Source organism: Bacteroidota bacterium (genome assembly GCA_016714535.1).
Classification (GTDB): Bacteria; Bacteroidota; Bacteroidia; order AKYH767-A; family OLB10; genus JADKFV01.
In genome coordinates, this window is record JADKDR010000004.1 from 362,976 (window position 1) to 383,446 (window position 20,471).

At 40.3% G+C, this 20,471-nt stretch carries 9 protein-coding genes and 2 pseudogenes; 5 read left to right on the forward strand and 6 right to left on the reverse strand.

What is annotated here, in order from left to right:
- Positions 1-35: 35 nt before the first annotated feature.
- On the forward strand, positions 36-2,069 hold the full coding sequence (gene metG, locus IPO27_07460) for a methionine--tRNA ligase (GenBank protein ID MBK8846379.1): 2,034 nt from the start codon (positions 36-38) through the stop codon (positions 2,067-2,069).
- A gap of 5 nt (positions 2,070-2,074) precedes the next feature.
- Here the strand turns inward: metG and IPO27_07465 are convergent, their stop codons facing one another.
- Both IPO27_07465 and IPO27_07470 read right to left on the reverse strand, forming a co-directional pair.
- Complete coding sequence (locus IPO27_07465) at positions 2,075-2,872, reverse strand: nitrilase family protein (protein ID MBK8846380.1); 798 nt, start codon at positions 2,870-2,872, stop codon at positions 2,075-2,077.
- Between the two features lie 10 nt (positions 2,873-2,882).
- Positions 2,883-4,021 (reverse strand): annotated as a pseudogene (locus tag IPO27_07470) (aminotransferase class I/II-fold pyridoxal phosphate-dependent enzyme).
- A gap of 101 nt (positions 4,022-4,122) precedes the next feature.
- On the opposite strand from IPO27_07470, the gene IPO27_07475 reads away from it, so the two are divergent.
- On the forward strand, positions 4,123-6,480 hold the full coding sequence (locus IPO27_07475) for a TonB-dependent receptor (GenBank protein ID MBK8846381.1): 2,358 nt from the start codon (positions 4,123-4,125) through the stop codon (positions 6,478-6,480).
- A gap of 12 nt (positions 6,481-6,492) precedes the next feature.
- Positions 6,493-7,344 (forward strand): DUF4249 domain-containing protein, encoded by an 852-nt coding sequence (locus tag IPO27_07480; GenBank protein ID MBK8846382.1) that lies wholly within the window; start codon positions 6,493-6,495, stop codon positions 7,342-7,344.
- On the opposite strand, the gene IPO27_07485 is transcribed toward IPO27_07480, so the two are convergent.
- The 3 genes and pseudogenes from IPO27_07485 to trpS all read right to left on the reverse strand — a co-directional run bounded on the left by IPO27_07485 (position 7,345) and on the right by trpS (position 11,627).
- Positions 7,345-8,676, reverse strand: coding sequence for a hypothetical protein (locus IPO27_07485; protein MBK8846383.1), 1,332 nt, complete (start codon positions 8,674-8,676; stop codon positions 7,345-7,347).
- Positions 8,657-10,491 (reverse strand): annotated as a pseudogene (locus tag IPO27_07490) (excinuclease ABC subunit C). Before IPO27_07490 ends, IPO27_07485 begins: the two are co-directional and overlap by 20 nt.
- A 140-nt stretch (positions 10,492-10,631) precedes the next feature.
- Positions 10,632-11,627, reverse strand: coding sequence for a tryptophan--tRNA ligase (trpS, locus tag IPO27_07495; protein ID MBK8846384.1), 996 nt, complete (start codon positions 11,625-11,627; stop codon positions 10,632-10,634).
- Between the two features lie 203 nt (positions 11,628-11,830).
- Here trpS and IPO27_07500 point away from each other — a divergent pair, with 203 nt between their 5' ends.
- Together IPO27_07500 and IPO27_07505 are read left to right on the forward strand one after the other, a co-directional pair.
- Positions 11,831-13,303, forward strand: coding sequence for an aldehyde dehydrogenase family protein (locus IPO27_07500; protein ID MBK8846385.1), 1,473 nt, complete (start codon positions 11,831-11,833; stop codon positions 13,301-13,303).
- A gap of 989 nt (positions 13,304-14,292) precedes the next feature.
- Positions 14,293-20,253: a M36 family metallopeptidase gene (locus tag IPO27_07505; GenBank protein ID MBK8846386.1), complete on the forward strand. Its 5,961-nt coding sequence runs from the start codon at positions 14,293-14,295 to the stop codon at positions 20,251-20,253.
- Here IPO27_07505 and IPO27_07510 read toward each other — a convergent pair.
- On the reverse strand, positions 20,208-20,447 hold the full coding sequence (locus tag IPO27_07510) for a hypothetical protein (GenBank protein ID MBK8846387.1): 240 nt from the start codon (positions 20,445-20,447) through the stop codon (positions 20,208-20,210). The genes IPO27_07505 and IPO27_07510 overlap by 46 nt on opposite strands.
- Between the last annotated feature and the right edge of the window lie 24 nt (positions 20,448-20,471).

The following is a 20,471-nucleotide window of genomic DNA, read 5'->3' on the forward strand; positions in this document are numbered from 1 at the left end:
GCAACCAAAGTTTTGTCAAGCCCAATTTTTTTAAAATGAGTAAAACCTTTAACCGGACTTTAGTAACTGCAGCATTACCATATGCTAATGGACCGGTGCATATTGGACATTTGGCGGGGTGCTATTTACCAGCTGATATTTATGTGCGATTTATGCGATCTTGCGGAGAAGAAATATTGTTTATATGTGGAAGCGATGAGCATGGAGTGCCTATTACGATAAAAGCAAGAAACGAAAACATAACACCTAAGCAGGTGGTAGATAAGTATCATGAAATGATGAAAGAATCGTTTCGTGAATTTGGAATCTCCTTTGATCATTACTCAAGGACTTCGTCTATGTTACATCATCAAACGGCATCTGATTTTTTTAATACAATGTATGAAAAGGGTGAGTTTGTGGAAGAAACTACTCAGCAGTATTACGATGCGGAAGTAAACCAGTTTTTAGCCGACCGATATATTGAAGGGACATGTCCTAAATGTGGCAACGAAAAGGCATATGGTGATCAATGTGAAAAATGTGGCACCTCCCTGAACCCAATGGACTTGCTCAGTCCGGTATCAAAACTTAGTGGAAGTAAGCCGGTACTGAAAGAAACCAAAAATTGGTTTTTACCATTGGACAAATATCAAGAACGTTTACTGTCATGGATACAAAGCAAACAAGACCTCTGGAAGCCCAATGTATATGGTCAATGTATGAGTTGGTTGCAACAAGGATTGCAACCTCGTGCAATGACACGAGATTTAGATTGGGGTGTAAAAGTGCCGTTGCCCAACACTGATGGCAAAGTTTTATACGTATGGTTTGACGCTCCTATCGGATATATAAGTGCAACCAAAGAATTATTTAATGGTGGCGATGGGTGGCAAAAATTCTGGTGCCAGGAAGATTCGCGTCTTTTGCATTTTATTGGTAAGGATAATATTGTTTTTCATTGCATTATTTTCCCTGCGATGTTAATGGCTCATGGAAATTATATTTTACCTGAAAATGTTCCTGCTAATGAGTTTTTAAATTTAGAAGGCGAAAAAATTTCGACTTCAAGAAACTGGGCGGTATGGTTACATCAGTATTTGCAAGATTTTAAAGAAAAGCAGGATGTATTGCGTTATGTACTATGCAGTACTATGCCTGAGACAAAGGACAACGATTTTACCTGGAAAGATTTTCAGGCACGCAATAATAACGAGCTGGTTGCCATTTTCGGCAATTTTGTAAATAGAACGTTGGTGCTTACACAAAAGTTTTATAATGGCATGGTTCCAGAAGCGGGAGAGTTTAGTATTCAGGATAAAGAAATCATAAACGCTATTCTAAACACAAAAAAACAAATATCGACTTCGCTACATGCTTTTCGTTTTAGAGAAGCATTGCAGCACTTGATGGATTTGGCCCGAACAGGAAACAAATACCTGGCTGATAATGAGCCTTGGAAATTGATAAAAACGGATGAAGAGCGTGTAAAAACAATTATGTATGTGGCGCTTGAAATAACAGCATATTTAGCGGCACTTTCAGAGCCTTTTATGCCGCGTCAGTCATCTACCCTTTTTGCTATGCTTGCATTGCAGCCAATAAGTTATAAGGATGCTAATGGGCAGTTACTAAAGGCAGGACATCAGACTGGATACGTTGCTCTTTTGTTTGAAAAAATTGAAGATGATGTAATTGCAAGTCAAATTGAAAAATTGCAAGCTACGCAGATTAAAAATGCAGTTCAGGCAACACCTATTAAAGATACGATTGCTTTTGATGATTTTGCAAAAATGGATATTCGTGTAGCTACTATACTTGCCGCTGAGCGAGTACCCAAAACAGATAAGTTGTTAAAGCTTATTCTGGATGCTGGTGCAGATAAGCGAACCGTTGTAAGTGGGATAGCACAATTTTACGACCCTGAAAAAGTAATTGGACAACAAGTATTGTTGTTAGCTAATTTGGAGCCACGAAAAATAAAAGGCATTGAATCGCATGGAATGATATTAATGGCTGAAGATGCAGCCGGTCAACTTTGTTTTGCATCACCATTACAAACCATTGATAATGGAAGCACTGTGAAATAGAAAAGCTATTTCAGTTGAAAATGGGCTGCATCATTTAAGAACGCAAATTGCTTACGAAACTCATAAAGTTTTTTATACGAAAGAGTGACTGTTTCCATAGCTGACACTCCCGGCTTGAGCGATGAAATTTTTTCGCCCATATAATCGAAGCATGCACTATAACCTTTATAAGAAAGACCATTTGCATCCTTACCAACTCTGTTAACCATTACCGTATACGATTGATTTTCTATAGCCCTGGCCATACCAAGATTTACCCATGCCTTCCTTCGCCTATCAGGCCAATTGGCTACATAGATGGCGGCATCATATTCATAAATTCCATTTTGAAATGTATTAGCACTAAAAACACCAAAGCGCAAATCGTAACAAATTAATGGAAGTATTTTCCAACCATTTATTTCTAAGATTAATTTTGATTTTCCGGGGGTGTAGGTTTTTTCTTCTCCTGCTAAAGAAAAAAGATGTCGCTTATCATAATGCTGTATTACTTTATTAGGAGCAGCTATAAGCAGACGATTATAGAATTTGTTTTTTTCTTTAATTATTACGCTGCCCATAACATGGCAACTGCACGTGCTTGCCCAATGCAACATACGCTCTACTGTTTCACCTTGCATGGTGTCGTATTGTTCTTCAGCATTCATGGTAAAGCCGGTGGTAAACATCTCCGGTAATACAATCAGATCGGTTTTCTGTTTTTTTAAAATGCTAAGTTTTTGATTAAGCATATTCAAATTGGCAGCACGGTCTTGCCAATGAATGGTAGTTTGTACCAATGTTATTTTCAATTCTTTGGTCATGATCTTTAATTTATATTTTACACAAACGTTCGGCAGCTTGTTCTAAAACATGGTTGTCTTTTGCAAAGCAAAAACGCAATATTTTATAGTCATTTCCATTTGCATAAAATGATGATACTGGAATACTTGCCACTCCGTAGTCTTTGGTTAATCTGATAGCAAAGTCCTTATCATGTTCATCCGTTATGTTATGGTAGCTTAACAACTGAAAATAACTCCCGTTGCAAGGCAGAGCTTGGAAACGCGATGTAGCGAGCAGGTCTAAAAAGTAATCTCTTTTTTCTGCATAAAAATTTTCGATACCGGTATAGTTTTTTTCGGTACCTAAGTATTCTGTCAATGCATATTGTATGGGCGTGTTGGCACTAAATACATTAAACTGATGTACAGCCCTAAATTCGCGCATTAACATGGCAGAGCAAGTACATAGCCCATTTTCCATCCGGTTGCATGAAACGTTTTTCCAAAGGAATAAATCAGAAAGGCGCGTTTTTTTAATTCTTCAAATTGAGCAATGCAAATATGTTTATATGGAGGAAAGGCAATGTGCTCATACACTTCGTCACTAATAATTATAATATTTGTATCCTTTACTAATTCAATTAATGCTTCATAATCAGCTTGCATAAAAACTTTGGTAGAAGGATTACCCGGAGTATTAATAATGATGAGCTTAGTGCGTGCATTTATTTTTTTCTTTAGAAGACTCCAATCAATACTAAAATCGGGAGGAGCTAAGGTAATATGTATGGGTTCGCCTCCGGCCAACTTTACTGCCGGAGCATACGAATCGTAAGCGGGGTCAAAAATAATTGCTTCATCACCCTGATTGATGCAACACATAATGGCTGTAAACAAAGCCTGTGTAGCCCCTGAAGTAATTGTTATTTCTGATTCGGGATCATATGTGCAGCGATATAGGTTATTGATTTTTGCAGCAAGGGCTTCGCGTAAAAGAAGAATGCCGGGCATGGGTGCGTACTGATTAAAGCCCTGACGCATGTATTTATTAACAAGTCCGATTAGCTCTTCAGAAACCGCGAAGCCGGGAAAGCCTTGTGACAGGTTAATGGCATTGTATTCGTTTGCCAATGCAGACATGACAGAAAATATAGTAGTGCCTGTATTTGGCAGTTTGGATGAAATCATAGATTCTAAATTATGCATCACAATAATATGACTATTTTCTCAAATCACTCTGGCAATAAATCGATAATTTTGCGTTTAGCATTATTACTCAATTTTATTTTATGCTCATAAAAACTTTAACCGGAATACTGCTATGTTTATTGTTAACTATTACTATATATGCTCAATCGAAATTTACCATAAGCGGATATGTAACTGAAAAGGGTAGCAAAGAAACACTGCCGGGAGCAACACTATATTTTCCACAGCTTAAAACCGGCACCACCAGCAATAACTATGGGTTCTATAGTATAACGCTTGCTGCGCAGGATAGCCTGATGATGGTTTGTACTTTTATAGGGTTTAATGCCCAACAGTTTACACTGGCCCTCGACAAAAATATTTTTATAAACATTGAACTTTCCAGTGCAATCGATTTGCAAGAGGTGGTCGTATCTGAATCGCGTATCGAAAGGGTAAGCGAACAGGCGCAAATGAGTATGATTGAAATTCCCATTAAGCAGATAAAGGAAATTCCGGCATTGCTTGGGGAGAAGGATGTTTTAAAAGTGTTGCAATTAATGCCGGGTGTGCAAAAAGGAAGCGAGGGTAGCAGCGGAATTTATGTGCGTGGAGGTGGGGCAGACCAGAATTTGGTAATTCTTGACGATGCAATTGTGTATAATGTTAGTCACCTGTTTGGTTTTTTTTCATTGTTTAATGGCGATGCATTAAAAAGTGTTGACTTAATAAAAGGCGGATTTCCGGCCCGCTATGGTTCGAGACTGAGCAGCGTAATTGATATGACGATGAAAGATGGCGCAAAAGATAAGTTGCATGGGGAAGGCGGGATTGGCTTAATCTCATCAAGATTAACATTGGAAGGACCAATTCTAAAAGACAGGAGCTCGTTTCTCATTAGCGCCAGAAGAACCTATATTGATATTTTGCTTGCACCATTGCTTAATAGCAACGGACAATCTAACGGTTACTTTTTTTATGATTTAAATGCAAAGGCAAACTATGATTTTAATTACAACAACAAAGTTTACCTGAGTGGATACTTTGGCAGAGATAAGGCGTATGGAAAGTACAGCGATAGTTTTAGTAAAAATAATTTTGGATTAGGATGGGGCAATGCCACCGCCACGGCAAGATGGAATCACTTATTTAACCCAAAGATGTTTTCGAACACATCTGTTATTTATAGCCGGTATAAATTCTTAATAACACAAGATGATACGTACGGTAATCAAACATTTAAGCTGCGATATTTTTCGGGAATTCAAGACGCAACACTCAAATATGACATCGATTACCTGCCCAACGAGCATCATACGATAAAAGCCGGCATGATTAGCACTTACCATGCATTTACCCCCAGTGCTATTGTAATAAGGGATGTTGATCAAGACGCTGAATCAATAAAAAAAATAAATGCCAATGAAAATGCCATTTATCTGGAAGATCATATTCGCTATAAACAAAAATTACAGATTAATGCAGGGGTAAGGTTTTCACATTTTTACTCACAAAAGGAAAATTATATAAATCCTGAACCACGGCTCGCTATCGCCTATAAGTACAAACGTGGACTCACCTTTAAAACTTCGTATGCAAAAATGAATCAATATTTGCATCAGTTAAGTAATTCGGGAGTAGGCTTACCAACAGATTTATGGGTGCCCGCTACCGGGATTGTAAAGCCGCAATCATCTGAGCAAGTTGCTTTAGGTGCCGCCCATGATTTTAAAAAAGCACCCATAGCCATCACCATAGAAGGCTATTATAAATGGATGAATAATGTATTGCAGTATAAAGAGGGTGCAAGTTTTATTGAAATAGCTGATCCGGATGATGCCGGCAATACTGAGAATAATTGGGAGTCAAAAGTTACTAATGGTAAATCATGGAGCTATGGGGCAGAGTTATTAATACAAAAAAAAGAAGGCAAACTTACAGGGTGGATTGGTTACACACTTTCGTGGACACAAATGCAGTTTGATGAATTAAATTTTGGTAAAAAGTTTTATGCCCGTTTCGATAGAAGACATGATTTTTCGGCTGTAGGCATTTATCATTTAAGAAATCTTGAAAAGGACAAACAAGGCATAACCCTTAGTGCAACATGGGTATATGGTACCGGCAATGCCATCACATTACCTATTGGAACCTACCATGTAAATTCGCATAACATAACACCGAATGCTGTAGGTGATATTTATTCAAACTATGTTAGTGAATACACCTCGCGCAATGGATTCAGAATGGCACCCTACCATCGATTTGATATCGGAATACAATTTATAAAACAAATGAAAAGACATGTTAGAACCTGGGAGTTCAGTATTTACAATTTATATAACCGAAAAAATCCTTTCTTTTATTACATAAGCAACGACTATCTGGGCACTAGCAAACTGAAACAAATTACTTTGTTCCCATTAATTCCTAGTTTCAGTTACGGATTTAAATTTTAAAAACAGAACGACATGAAGAAAAATTTTGGAACATATATAGTAATGGTAACATTCATTGCGCTTAGCGCAATGATACTGTTGGGCTGCGAGCAGGATGCAGATATTGAGGTGCCACAGTCAACCCCAAAGTTGGTGGTAACATGTTTTATTAGCCCCGAAGATAGTTTGATTACGGTAAGGCTAGACAAGTCGCGAGCCTTGTTTAGCAATACAAACGAGCCCTTTGATCCGGCAAATGCCACGGTGGCCATAAGCAATGGAATTACCGAGGTAACGGTGCCTTATAATCAGGATCAGTTGCTTTTTGAGATTGATCAAGCAAGCGCATTTACCATAGTCCCCGGAGCCAATTACAAACTGAAGTGCTCCTATCCAGGGCTGCCGCTTTTGCTATCGCAATGCACCGTTCCTGCGGAAAGGCTAACTGAAATAAAATTAGCATTGGATTCATCCAATGCTTTTGAGTACTTATTAAAGATGAACTTTCAGGATTTGCCAGGCATAAAAAACTACTATCGCACCTTTGCATTTTACAATTATACGGATACCAATTATTTTGGTCTTGGCGACACCACCTACACTGAACCCATGGCAAGCGATGATAATAATTTGCTTAATGATGTAAATAATGATGGAGGGCAGTATAGCACCGTATTTACTTACTTGCCTAAAGGTAAAGGACCTGACACCTTACAGGCAGTAATTCTTACCTGCTCAGAGGAATATTATAAATTTCACTATTCGCTTTTTACTTACGGTTACGATAACCCGTTTTCCGAGGCTTCGCCCATCTACTCAAATATCGTAAATGGGTTAGGTGTGTTTGCTGCTTATCGAAAAGCAGAAAAAAAAATAGCGTATTAATTATAAATCAAAAACAAAACGACTCATTTCGTCTATGGCCACTTTGCTCACTTGCTTTTTCTGCATGTATTCGTCAGGGGTAGAGGGCTTGTCGTTCCAGTGCAGGTAGTAGTTTAGTTTATCGTAAAATTTAAAACTAGCATTTCCCTTATTACCCAGCGTTTGTTTCCATAGCTGTATATCACGCTCACTAATTTGAAAATTGCGCCCGCTATGAATAAAAAACCATTTTGTTTGAAGCTTGCGTGCTACCTCAAGTGGTTTATAATTATTCATGTATATCCAATAACTCATGGGCATGTCCATTGGCAATTCGTAAGGAGCAAGCTCAGAGGTACTGCTCACATTTTTTGCACTGTCCACTTTTTCTTTCAGGGTGCTCATATCCTGTTCTTCAATTGGTGACACACCATTTAATGAATGAATGTAACGCTCGGTATTAAAAAAAACATCTTCGTAAGGTTGTGCAGGAGCTTCAATCATAATAGCTCCCGATACACCGGTACGCGCTACAATGGCAGGAAGCGCATACGCCCCCAGTCCATGCCCGGCAAAAGCGATTCGGTTAGTATCAATGTTGGGTAATTTCTTTCCTTTATTAAATGCTTCTATTGCATCTTCAATAATATCTTCGAATAGGGTAAAACCATTTTGAGGAGCATCATTCATCGAAGCATATTGAAACGTGCGCTTATTAAAGCGTACCGAGGCTATCCCATTCATGGCAAAGCCGGTAGCAAGGTCTTTTAAAAATTTATTGCTGCCTTTGCTTTCATCCATATCGCAAGGCCCTTCGCCCGAAACAAGTATTACAAGGGGAAAGTTAGTGCCTGATAATGGATATGTAAACATGCCGGCTAATGATATGTCTTTGTGTTTTATAGCTACATCCATTTCGCTCATCATAGCTAAATCAACATAGGTTGGTACTTCGTAAATCACTTTGCTGCGCGCAGGCACAAAATAGAAGGCCGCAATCTTATCATCTTTATCAAATACCAGTTTTAATTGCTTATCCAAAACTTCGAATCTACACTCCTGGTAAATAATTATTTCATCGCCTACCACATCCGTATAGGCATTGTAACAACCCATGTAAGCACCATTTTGCTTTTGTACACTCTCCCAAATAACTTTAAGCCAATATTGATTAATAGTGCCTGCCAGTGTCCAGTTAAATTGTCTTAAACAATTAGGGAAGTCTTGCTTGGCTAAACTTCCAAGAAATTTTTGTGCAACAAACATTTTGGTACTGTCGGAATATTGCGCTTGTAGGGTGTGGCTTATAATTACAAAGCAAAGCACCCACATACTACGTTTCAATAGCATCATTCTTATCTTGTTCCTTTTCGTTAAAATAGTTTATAACAATGGCAGCTTTAGTTTTGCCAATTACTTTTTCTAGCTCATCGGTGTCGGCTTCTTTTATTTTTTTTACCGACTTAAAGTGGCGAAGTAACGTTTCAGAAATCGTTTTACCTATACCTTTTATTTGTTGTAATTCAGTTTTTATTAACCCCTTGCTGCGTTTATTACGGTGGTGTGTAATTCCAAACCGATGCACCTCGTCACGCAGCTGTTGAATTATTTTGAGGGTTTCGCCTTTCTTATCTAAATAAAGAGGAAGCGGGTCACCGGGAAAGTAAATTTCTTCGAGACGCTTAGCAATTCCAATAATCCCTACTTTACCTCGCAGGTCAAGTTTTTGTAAGCTGTTAAGCGCTGCGCTTAACTGACCTTTGCCACCATCAACTACGATCAATTGAGGCAGTTCCTGTTTCTCATCAAGCACACGTTTGTATCTTCTATAAATAACCTCTTCCATGCTTGCAAAGTCATCAGGGCCGGTTACGGTTTTTATGTTGAAATGCCGATAGTCGCGCTTACTTGGTTTTCCATCACGAAATACGCTCATGGCTGCTACGGCATCGGTACCTTGAAAATTACTATTGTCAAAACATTCTATCAATCGTGGTTGAGTGCTTAGTCGCAAATCTTTTTTCATTAGCTCCATCAGTCGTTCTATTTTATGCTCGGGGTTGAGCTTGTCGTACTGTGCTAATTTTTCGGTCATAAAAAAATTGGCATTCTTTTCACTCATCATAATCAACTGACGCTTATCTCCCTGCTTAGGTATGGTGTACGTAATGTTATCTTGCATAACATCGGGTTCAATATTTACAATTACTTCTTTCGAGGGACTTGAATAGCGCAGGCGCATTTCGGTAATAGCAATAGTCATAAGCTCTGCCGGAGTTTCGTCCAGTTTCTTTTTTATCTCAATAGTTTGAGCCTGAATTATACTGCCGTTTACTATATGCATATAGTTGGCAAACGAAGAGTTGCCCTCGCTAACTAACGTTACCACATCTGCATTGGTAATAGCAGGATTCACAATTACCGATTTGCTTTTAAACTTTTCAAGTATATCAAGTTGTTGTTTTAAATCGTGTGCCAGTTCAAATTGATAGTTGGTGGCAGCCCTGTTCATTTCTATTTCTAAATGCTGCATTACGGCAAACAGGTTGCCTTTTAATATGTCTTTTATGGTAAGTATAGTTTGGTGGTAGTCTTCCTCTTCTTGCTTGCCCTCGCAAGGGCCAAGACAATTACCAATATGATATTCCAGGCATACCTTAAATTTATTTTTTGCAATGTTTTCTTTCGTCAGGTTGAGGTTGCACGTGCGAAGCTTAAATAATTCCTTTATCAAATCAAGCATTACATGCATCATCCTTACCGAGGCATAAGGACCAAGGTAAGTGCTGCCATCATTTATTTTTTTGCGTGTGTAAAACACACGCGGAAAAGGCTCCCTTTTAATTATTATCCAGGGGTAAGTCTTATCATCCTTTAAGTTTACATTGTATCGGGGCTGATGTTTTTTATCAGATTATTTTCGAGAAGCAAGGCATCGTATTCAGTACCGGTGAGTATATACTTTATATCGTATATCTGCTTCACCATTACCTGCGTTTTGGCGTTTTCGTAAATATTTTTGTTGAAATAACTGGAAACACGTTTTTTTAAGCTCTTAGCCTTGCCAACATAAATGAGCAACCCTCCTTCATTGTAATACTGATACACACCTGGATTATCGGGTAGCGATTGTAACAACTGATTAATATGATCGGTGCGAGTTTTCAAGTACAAGAATAAATAATGATACCATGCAAATTAATAGAATTCCTGCCGTAAGTAAAATTCCAATTAAAATCAGCAGAGAAATAGGTTGAGATAATGGTTTGTACATCAAATGGAATAGCCTGCAAACAATCAACTTCCTGTTAGAAAACTTTAAATCCAATTACATCTCTAACAAAGCGGATAGTTTCATCAGCACTTGCAGCAGCCTTTTCTTTTCCAAGCTTTACAACACTACGTATATAGTCATGGTTACTTTCAATATCGGCAATACGCTCACGTATCGGAGCCAGAAAAACGGTCATATCTTCGGCAATCTGCTTTTTCATATCGCCATAGCGAATGCTGCAACTATTATACGCATCATTATAGAAAGCAATGGTATCTGCTGACGATACCAGTTCCATCAAAGCAAAAATATTTCTAATAGGCTCAGGCTTTTCCTGATTTGGTTCAGTAGGGCCGCTGTCGGTTACAGCTCGTTTCATTTTCTTCAAAATAATTTCTGGAGTATCACGCAGGTATAGCGCGTTGCCCTCGCCTTCGCTTTTACCCATTTTGCCCGAACCATCAAGGCCCGGAACTTTTACTAACTGCGTTCCAAAATTATAGGCCACCGGTTCGGGAAAGTAGTCAACCTCATACATCCTGTTAAAGCGATTGCCAAACGTGCGTGTCATTTCTAAATGCTGCTCTTGATCTTTACCCACCGGTACATAGTTGGCACGATGTAATAATATATCAGCGGCCATCAGCGTGGGATAGGTAAGTAAACCGGCATTTACATTATCGGGCTGCTTACGAATTTTTTCTTTAAATGATGTACAGCGCTCCAGCTCTCCTACATAAGCGTTCATATTCAGCAACAAGTACAACTCCGTTGTTTGCGGCAAATCGCTCTGCACATACAGCGTACACTTTTCCGGATCAATACCACAAGCAAGATATTCAACCAATACCGTACGCACACTTTTGTGCAAATCTTCGGGATGCGGGTGCGTAGTAAGCGAATGATAATCTGCTACAAAAAAATAGCATTCATGCGAGTCCTGCATCTTAATAAAATTCTTAATCGCCCCGAAGTAATTTCCCAAATGTAGATTCCCCGTGCTGCGTATCCCGCTTACAACTTTTTCCATAATGGCGCAAAAGTAACGAAAGCTATCACTAGTTCATAAACCATTATACAATGTTCCAGAGATAAAATAGATATATCTGTTACCAGCATTTTCTTGCAGTTATAGCGCACCTGCTTAACCTACTTAAGCCTCTTTGCATTTTTATCATCCATCAACTACACAACAAAAAATCCCGTACATTCGCTGCACATAAAAAAAATACCATGGCAAAAAAGAATTCTGCTGGCATTGATTTAGGATTCAATAGCGGATGGCAATATGCACCCGCACCAGAGTCGCCCGATCATATACGCTTACAACAGCGCTACCAATTATTTATTAATGGAAAATTTGTTGCTCCTGCCGAAGGCAAATATTTCGATACCATCAATCCTGCCACCGAAAGCAAAATTGCAAGCATTGCACTTGCCGGTGAAAAAGATGTACATGCAGCGGTGCTGGCAGCACGTGCCGCACACAATAAATATTGGAGCAAGATGCCTGGTGCCGAGCGCGGTAAATATATTTACCGCATAGCACGCATGATTCAAGAACGTGCCCGCGAACTTTCGATAATCGAAAGCATGGATGGAGGCAAGGCCATACGCGAATCACGCGATGTGGATGTGCCTCTGGCAGCTGCACACTTCTTTTACTATGCCGGTTGGGCCGACAAACTTAACTATGCCTTCCCGGGCAAGCAGCCTTCTGCCTTAGGAGTAGCAGGACAAATCATTCCCTGGAATTTCCCCTTACTCATGGCCGCCTGGAAAATTGCACCCGCACTTGCCTGTGGCAATACCGTAGTACTAAAACCTGCCGAAACCACATCGCTCACCGCTCTTAAACTTGCCGAAATTATTCAGGACTGCGACCTACCACCCGGTGTGGTAAACTTTGTAACTGGCGCAGGCGCAACCGGTGCAGCACTTGTAAATCATCCCGACATAAATAAAATTGCATTTACCGGCAGTACCGATGTTGGAAAAATTATACAACGCAGCCTTGCAGGCACAGGCAAAAAATATACACTCGAGCTGGGAGGCAAAGCAGCAAATATTGTTTTTGAAGATGCTGCCATCGATCAGGCTGTTGAAGGCATCATTAATGGAATATTCTTCAATCAGGGGCACGTATGTTGTGCAGGCTCGCGCTTATTGGTACAAGAGAGCATTAAGGATGTACTTATCAAAAAACTAAAACGCAGATTAGATACCCTCATCATTGGCAACCCACTTGATAAAAATACCGATATAGGCGCTATCAATAGCAAAGAGCAATTAAACAAAATAAAGTCCTATGTCAACATAGGAATTAACGAAGGAGGTACGTGCTATCAGCCATCATGCAGCATACCCGGCAAAGGCTACTTCTTCCGCCCGACATTATTCAGCGATGTGGCACAGTCTTCACGCATTGTGCAAGACGAAATATTTGGCCCGGTACTCGCCATACAAACCTTCCGCACTCCCGAAGAAGCTATTGATAAGGCAAACAACACACCCTACGGACTAAGTGGAGGTGTATGGACCGACAAAGGAGCCAAGATATTTAAGGTTACATCTAAAATGCGTGCAGGCGTTATTTGGGCCAACACATACAACAAATTCGACCCCACCTCGCCCTTTGGCGGATACAAAGAAAGTGGTGTAGGACGCGAAGGCGGTTTGCATGGCCTCGATGCATATCTTTATTAGGAAAAAAGATAAAGTACTTAATGCTTATCAAAAGCCTCAATCATATTAGCGTCTCCTGATTATTTCGATCAAAAATGGATAGGGCGCAACCCAGCAATAAGTAATCAGCAACTGCTTAACCGGCAGTTTTTGCTTACTTATTGCCGGGTCGGGCTATTATGGGCTCCGCTGCGCTCCGGCTTTTTGTTTTTTCTTTAGCATGCACTTTTATTTTGAGCAAAAGGAAAAAAAACAAAAAGAGCTAAACCCTCCATATCCCTTGCGCATCCCACATCAAAAAATGTAACTATAAGTATAAACGTTCTCCAAATTTGTTGCAGTATTCAAGCACGGGCGGCAGCAAAGCTGCCGCCCGTGCATTTGGCGTAGTCTCCGACTACGTCTTTCTGTAATTCAATCCTTCGCTCGTCCGCATTTGCAATGCGTAAATACCCGCGTTTAGCGTAGTCTCCGACTACGCCTTTCAGTAATACAATCTCCGATTGTGTTATACAAATTAATTTCTCGGTTTCGCTTTATCCTTTGATAGCCTTGACTCTTTTTTTTACCAATTATATAAATCAGAGATTTATTTACAATGTGGCTTATTCAGTGACTAAGCTAAACGGAGAATAGCAGTTTTTTCACAGTTGCGTGAAGATTCCAATTCAACATTGTTAACTATGCCACTTTCAAATTGAATAAAAAATCACATCACTCTGATTGCCAATAGTATAATATTTATTACACGAGGGGTATTAACTTCAATTGTTTATTGTTGCCTTTAAAAGAATGCACCAAACTCCATGGCAGAATTTGGTGCGGATTTAAATTCCAAATCCGGGTACTAAGTTCAAGTTGCTAAAGCCTGTTTTACATTACGTTTGCAAATTATAATTCAACTGAATAGTGCAAAAAAAATTCTATATTTCGTCCCCCTAGATTTCTTAAAATAGTAATTAATAAAGTAATAAAGTTGTCTCAAAAATAAATTATAAAATTTTATAGATATGATCAAAGTTTTTTCTTTCAAATGCATGTTGGCATTCACAATGGCGATGCTGTTTTTTTTAACAATCAGTGCGCAAAATAAAATTGCAATTGTTGATGCGCAACTTGCTACTGACCGGGGCAAAAATGGTTGGGCGAAAAGCGATATCGAAAACTATATTGTGTCGGACGATTACACCGATTCGCAAACTGGATTGCGGTATATTTATACGCAGCAATCTCATAAAGGCATTCCACTGTACAATGCCATTAGTGTTTTTGTAGCAAAAAATAACACGTTGTTGTATTCGCAACCTACTATCGTTGGTGATTTGGCAAGCAAAGTAAATGCCGACTTACCGGCTGTAACCCCTGAAGCTGCAATAGGATATGCGCTTATTAACATTGGAAGCAAGAATTTTGCAACCGTAAAACTTATAAATATTGATTCGCTCAATAATACTTACACGTATATATCGCCAGCTATTTCGGCCAGCCCAATAAAAGTAAAATTGGTTTATCGAATGATGGACAGTGGTGTTTTTCTTGCATGGGATGTTAGCATCGAACTTATAAATGAACCACATTATTGGGATGTGAGGGTAGACGCTTTAACAGGAGATTTTCTGGATAAAAATGATTGGACAGTAAGTTGTAATTTCGATGACCCAAATCATCATCAACATAATAATACCGAAAGTATTTGCAATGATAACATAAACACGTTACCTGCACCGCTTCCGTTACCCGCACCACCGCCACCTTTAGGTGAGTATAACGTTTATCCTTTTCCGATTGAAGCTCCTTCGTTTGGCGGACGCACCAACTTAATTAATCCCGAGGATTTAACAGCTTCTCCTTTTGGATGGCATGATGACAATGGTGTTACAGGCAATGAATACACCATAACCCGTGGTAATAATGTTCATGCTTATGAAGATGCAAACAATGATAACCTGCCCGGGTATTCGCCAAACAGCGCAACTTTACAATTTAATTATCCGGTTGATCTTACGCAGGCACCTCTGGTTAATCAGGATGCTTCTATAACCAATTTGTTCTATTTAAATAACAGAATTCATGATGTATTGCACTATGCCGGATTTACAGCACCTGCCGGAAATTTTCAGCAAAACAATTATGGTAATGGCGGATTAGGCAATGATTATGTGCAGGCTGAAGCCTTTGATGGAGGCGGTACCAACAATGCAAACTTTGGAACACCGGCCGATGGCTCAAGACCAAGAATGCAAATGTATTTATGGACAGCTCCAAACCCCGACCGAGATGGCTCTTTTGATAACGGTATTGTTGCGCATGAATATGGACATGGTGTATCCAACAGGTTAACCGGTGGCCCGTCACAAGCAGGCTGCCTTCAAAATGCCGAACAGGGTGGAGAAGGATGGAGTGATTGGTTGGCTTTAATAATGACCATTGAACCGGGTGATACTGTTGCAGGTGGAATGTTGACGCAAGCAAGAGGTATTGGAACTTATGCATTAAATCAGGCAACAACCGGACAAGGTATCAGACGGTTTCGTTATTCGGTTAATATGGCCATCAACCCGCAAACCTATGCAGACTTGGCTACCAGCGGTACAGGTCCGCATAACAAAGGCGAAATTTGGTGCGATGCCATTTGGGATATGACTTGTTTCCTGGTTAATGATTTAGGATTCAATTCCGATCCTTCTGTGGCAACTGCAGGAAATAATATTGCCATGCGTTTAGTATTAGAAGGTATGAAACTACAACCCTGCAGCCCCGGTTATCTTGATGCACGTGATGCTATATTGACTGCCGATGCCTTACTTTATGGCAATGCTCACCGCTGCCGCATTTGGGAAGCATTTGCACGCAGGGGTATGGGATTCAGTGCTATTCAGGGAAGCTCAAGCAGCTCTACAGATCAAACTGCAGCCTTTAATTTACCACCGTTCTGTTTAATTGCAACACAGCCACCGGTTGCCGCGTTTACTTCCAATCTAAGCACCATACCTTGTGCAGGTACTGTTCAATTTACCGATGCATCAACACAGGCATTTAATTGGGCATGGGATTTTGGCGATGGAGGAACCTCTATTCTTACTAACCCATCACATCAATACACATCGCCTGGTACCTACAATGTAAAACTTGTTGTTACCAATCCGCTGGGAAGTGACTCTGTTGTCCATCCAATAACTGTCTCACCTGCTTTTTCAGCAACTGTTACAGCATCTCCTAACCCGGTTGCTTGCGGTTCTCCAGTTCAATTAAATGCCGTTGGCTCAGGTAGTTCAAATTTTACTTACAATTTAGCAAGTATTCCATTTGCACCTGTTACTGGTACTCCAATTGCAGGACCTGCAGGCGATGATATTGTGAGTAGTTTTATCCCTATTGGATTTAATTTCCCATTTTATAACTCAGCTCAAACTCAGTTAAAAATTTCGACCAATGGGTTTATTTCTTTCAATTCCAACAGTGGTTCTGGTTGTTGTGCCGGAGGATTCCTTCCCAATAACAGTTCTACACTTAGCAACCTTATTGCCGTTTGTTGGACAGACTTGTTTGTAGGCGCTCCAAACTCCATTGATTATTTCAATCTTACTTCACCTAATCGCTTTGTAATAAGATGGAATGCAGTTGCGCATTGCTGTGCCACAACACCGGCTCAGGTTACTGTGCAAATTATTTTGTATGAAACCGGTGAAATTGAAATGCACAACACATCCATACTTACCAGTACAGATGTGATGACCATGGGTATTGAGAATGCAAATGGAACTGTTGCAACAGTTGTTCCAGGCAGAAATGCTTCAAACTTCGCAGCATCCAATGAAGCATGGAAATTTACACCTGCTATTAATTATACTTATAACTGGCAGCCAGGCAACCTTAATGGTGCATCTCAAACAGTTACCCCGGTTGCCAATACAACATATACTGTAAACGTTGCTGACGGCAGCGGGTGTGTACAGCCTTTCACAACACCATTAATCACAGTAACCCCTGTAACTGTTGCAATTGGAGGTAGTGTTACTTTCTGCTCAGGTGGCGCTACAACTTTAGATGCCGGCAGTTATGCAACTTATAACTGGTCAACCGGAGCCACTACACAAACTATAACTGTTAACACAGCAGGTACATATACCGTAAGTGTTACCAATGCAGGTGGATGTTCAGGCTCTGGTTCAATAACCACAAGTATAAGTACAAGCTTAACGCCTGTCATTTTAGGAGACTTATCTATTTGTTCGGGCAATACCAATGTTTTAGATGCCGGTGTTGGATATGCTACTTATAGCTGGTCAACAGGCGCAACAACGCAAACAATTCCGGTTAGCACTACCGGAACATTTACAGTAACGGTTAGTGATGGTGCCGGATGTTCTGGAACTGCATCGGCTACAACTACAATTGATGCGATACCTTCACCAATAATCAGCGGCAATCTCAGTTTTTGTCCGGGAACCTCAAGCGTGCTAAGTGTAGGATTGTTTGCAGGATATAACTGGTCAACAGGGGGAACGACACAAAGCATTTCAGTTAATACCGCAGGAACGTTCACAGTTACGGTTACCAATGTGGAAGGCTGTACATCTAGCGCCTCAGTTACAACATCAAACTATACACCTCCAACTCCGGTAATAACAGGTGCTACAGGATTCTGTACCGGTAGTTCAACTATTCTTGATGCAGGTGTTTATACTTCTTATGCATGGTCAACAGGAGCTACAACACAAACAATTACTGTAAATAGTGCTTTGATATTTACAGTAACGGTAACCGATGGCAATGGTTGCACAGCAAGCACTTCGGCAACAACTACATTATTTGCATTGCCTAATCCGGTTATAACAGGCGCTGCTACAATTTGCAATGGTTCTACCAATATTTTAGATGCCGGAACTTTTGCAAGTTACAATTGGTCAACAGGGTCCACTTTACAAACAACATCCATTACCCTACCAGGAACCTACACAGTTACAGTTACTGATGCTAACGGATGTACAAATTCGGCAACAAAAACGGTAGTTTCATTATTAGCGATAACTCCCGCTATTACGTTAAGTCCAAATACACCAGTTTGCCCTGGCAGCAGCGTAACACTTACTTTAGATAGCACCATTACATTTAGTCAAACAAATCCAATTACAATTCCAAACACATTGGTTAATGCAACACCTTATCCTGCACCACTTGTGGTTTCAGGGTTTCCTGTTTCAGGTGTTACGGTGAAATCGGTAAAGTTAAATGGTGTTTCACATACCTTTCCTGATGACTTAGACATTTTATTGCAATCTCCTACCGGTACCAATGTGATTTTAATGTCTGATGTTGGTGGCGGTACGGATATTGTAAGTCAGAATTTTACTTTCAAAGATGGGTTCCCTGCTTTGAGTAATAACGGTCCAATTACTGGTGGAACGTATGCTCCAACAAATGTTGGTTCACCAGACACCTGGTCGGCACCCGGTCCGGGTGCATTTACACAGGCAGCCCCTGCATTAAGCATGTTTAACGGGGATATGAATGGAACCTGGAATCTTTTGGTAGCTGATGGATTTGCGCAAGATGGTGGTACTATAAATTCATGGTCAATTACTTTTGAAAGCAGCAATACCAATATCACTTATGCATGGTCGCCTGCAACAGGGTTAAGTAATACTACCCAGTTAATTACAACAGCAACTCCTGCAACTACTACTACCTACACCGTAACAATCAATGATGGTATTAGTGGCTGCACAACATCGTTAAGTGCTACTGTAAATGTACACGTTGCACCAGCTCCATCTATTAGTGGTGCATTAACATTCTGTTCAGGTAGTTCAACAACATTGGATGCAGGCGTGTTTGCAAGTTACCTTTGGTCAACAAGTGAAACCACGCAAACCATTTCTGTAAATACAGCCGGAACATTTACCGTTACAGTTACTGATGGAAATGGTTGTGCAGGTTCTGCTTCTGTTACTACAACTGTAAATGCAAATCCAACACCATCGATAAGCGGGACAACAACATTCTGCGCAGGCAGCTCAACAACATTGGATGCCGGAGCAGGATATGCAGGTTACAGTTGGTCAACAGGTTCTACAATTCAAACTATAGCAGTTAACACAGCCGGAACGTTTACTGTGACTGTTACTGATGGTAATGGATGTACCGGAAGCGCATCAGCTACTACTACAGTTAATTCAAATCCAACTCCCGCTATTAGTGGTAGTTTGATATTCTGTGCAGGTGGTTCAACAACATTGGATGCGGGTTCTTTCTCCGGTTATAGTTGGTCGTCAGGCGAAACCACACAAACCATTTCTGTAAACACAGCAGGAACGTTTACAGTGACTGTTACTGACGGTAATGGATGTACTGGAAGTGCATCAGCTACTACTACAGTTAATTCAAATCCAACTCCCGTTATTAGTGGTAGTTTGATATTCTGTGCAGGTAGTTCAACAACATTAGATGCAGGTTCTTTCTCCGGTTACAGTTGGTCAACGGGGGCAAGCACGCAAACCATTTCAGTTAACTCAGCCGGTACGTTTACAGTAACCGTAACCGATCTGTCAACAGGTTGTACTGCATCTTCCTCAGCAACGGTAAATAGCAATACAAACAACCTAACTTGTGCTGCTACTGATAATATTAGCTGCACCACACCGAATGGCACAGTAACGGCTACCGCTGCGGGAGTTTCATTTATGTGGGACAATGGAAATACAAATGCCAGCCAAGGCGGCCTTGTGGCCGGAACATATACCGTAACGGTAACTGATCTTACAACAGGATGTACAGCAACTTGTTCTGCAACAGTAAATGGCATTACAAGCAACCCGACTGTAACTTGTGCTGCTACTGACAATACACTATGTATCGGAGCTAATGGAACTGTAAGTGCAGCATCTAGTGGCGTAACTTATTTATGGAGTAATGGATCTACGAGCTACCATTCACGAAACCGAACAGTAACCGACCACAACCGGCGATAACAACTACCACGTAAACACACTGTGGCAACGGTGTAACTTCCATGGAGTAATGGATCTACAGATGCTACCCAAAGCGGATTAGCAGCCGGAACATATACCGTAACAGTAACTGATCTGTCAACAGGTTGTACAGCCACTTGCTCCGCAACGGTAAATAACAATACAAGCAATCCGACAGTAACTTGTGCAGCCACTAACAATACGCTATGTGTTGGATC

Excerpts from the sequence above, each read along its gene's own strand:
- metG (MBK8846379.1), top strand. The coding sequence starts at position 36 with ATGAGTAAAACCTTTAACCGGACTTTAGTAACTGCAGCATTACCATAT.
- IPO27_07465 (MBK8846380.1), bottom strand. The coding sequence starts at position 2,872 with ATGACCAAAGAATTGAAAATAACATTGGTACAAACTACCATTCATTGG.
- IPO27_07475 (MBK8846381.1), top strand. The coding sequence starts at position 4,123 with ATGCTCATAAAAACTTTAACCGGAATACTGCTATGTTTATTGTTAACT.
- IPO27_07480 (MBK8846382.1), top strand. The coding sequence starts at position 6,493 with ATGAAGAAAAATTTTGGAACATATATAGTAATGGTAACATTCATTGCG.
- IPO27_07485 (MBK8846383.1), bottom strand. The coding sequence starts at position 8,676 with ATGATGCTATTGAAACGTAGTATGTGGGTGCTTTGCTTTGTAATTATA.
- trpS (MBK8846384.1), bottom strand. The coding sequence starts at position 11,627 with ATGGAAAAAGTTGTAAGCGGGATACGCAGCACGGGGAATCTACATTTG.
- IPO27_07500 (MBK8846385.1), top strand. The coding sequence starts at position 11,831 with ATGGCAAAAAAGAATTCTGCTGGCATTGATTTAGGATTCAATAGCGGA.
- IPO27_07505 (MBK8846386.1), top strand. The coding sequence starts at position 14,293 with ATGATCAAAGTTTTTTCTTTCAAATGCATGTTGGCATTCACAATGGCG.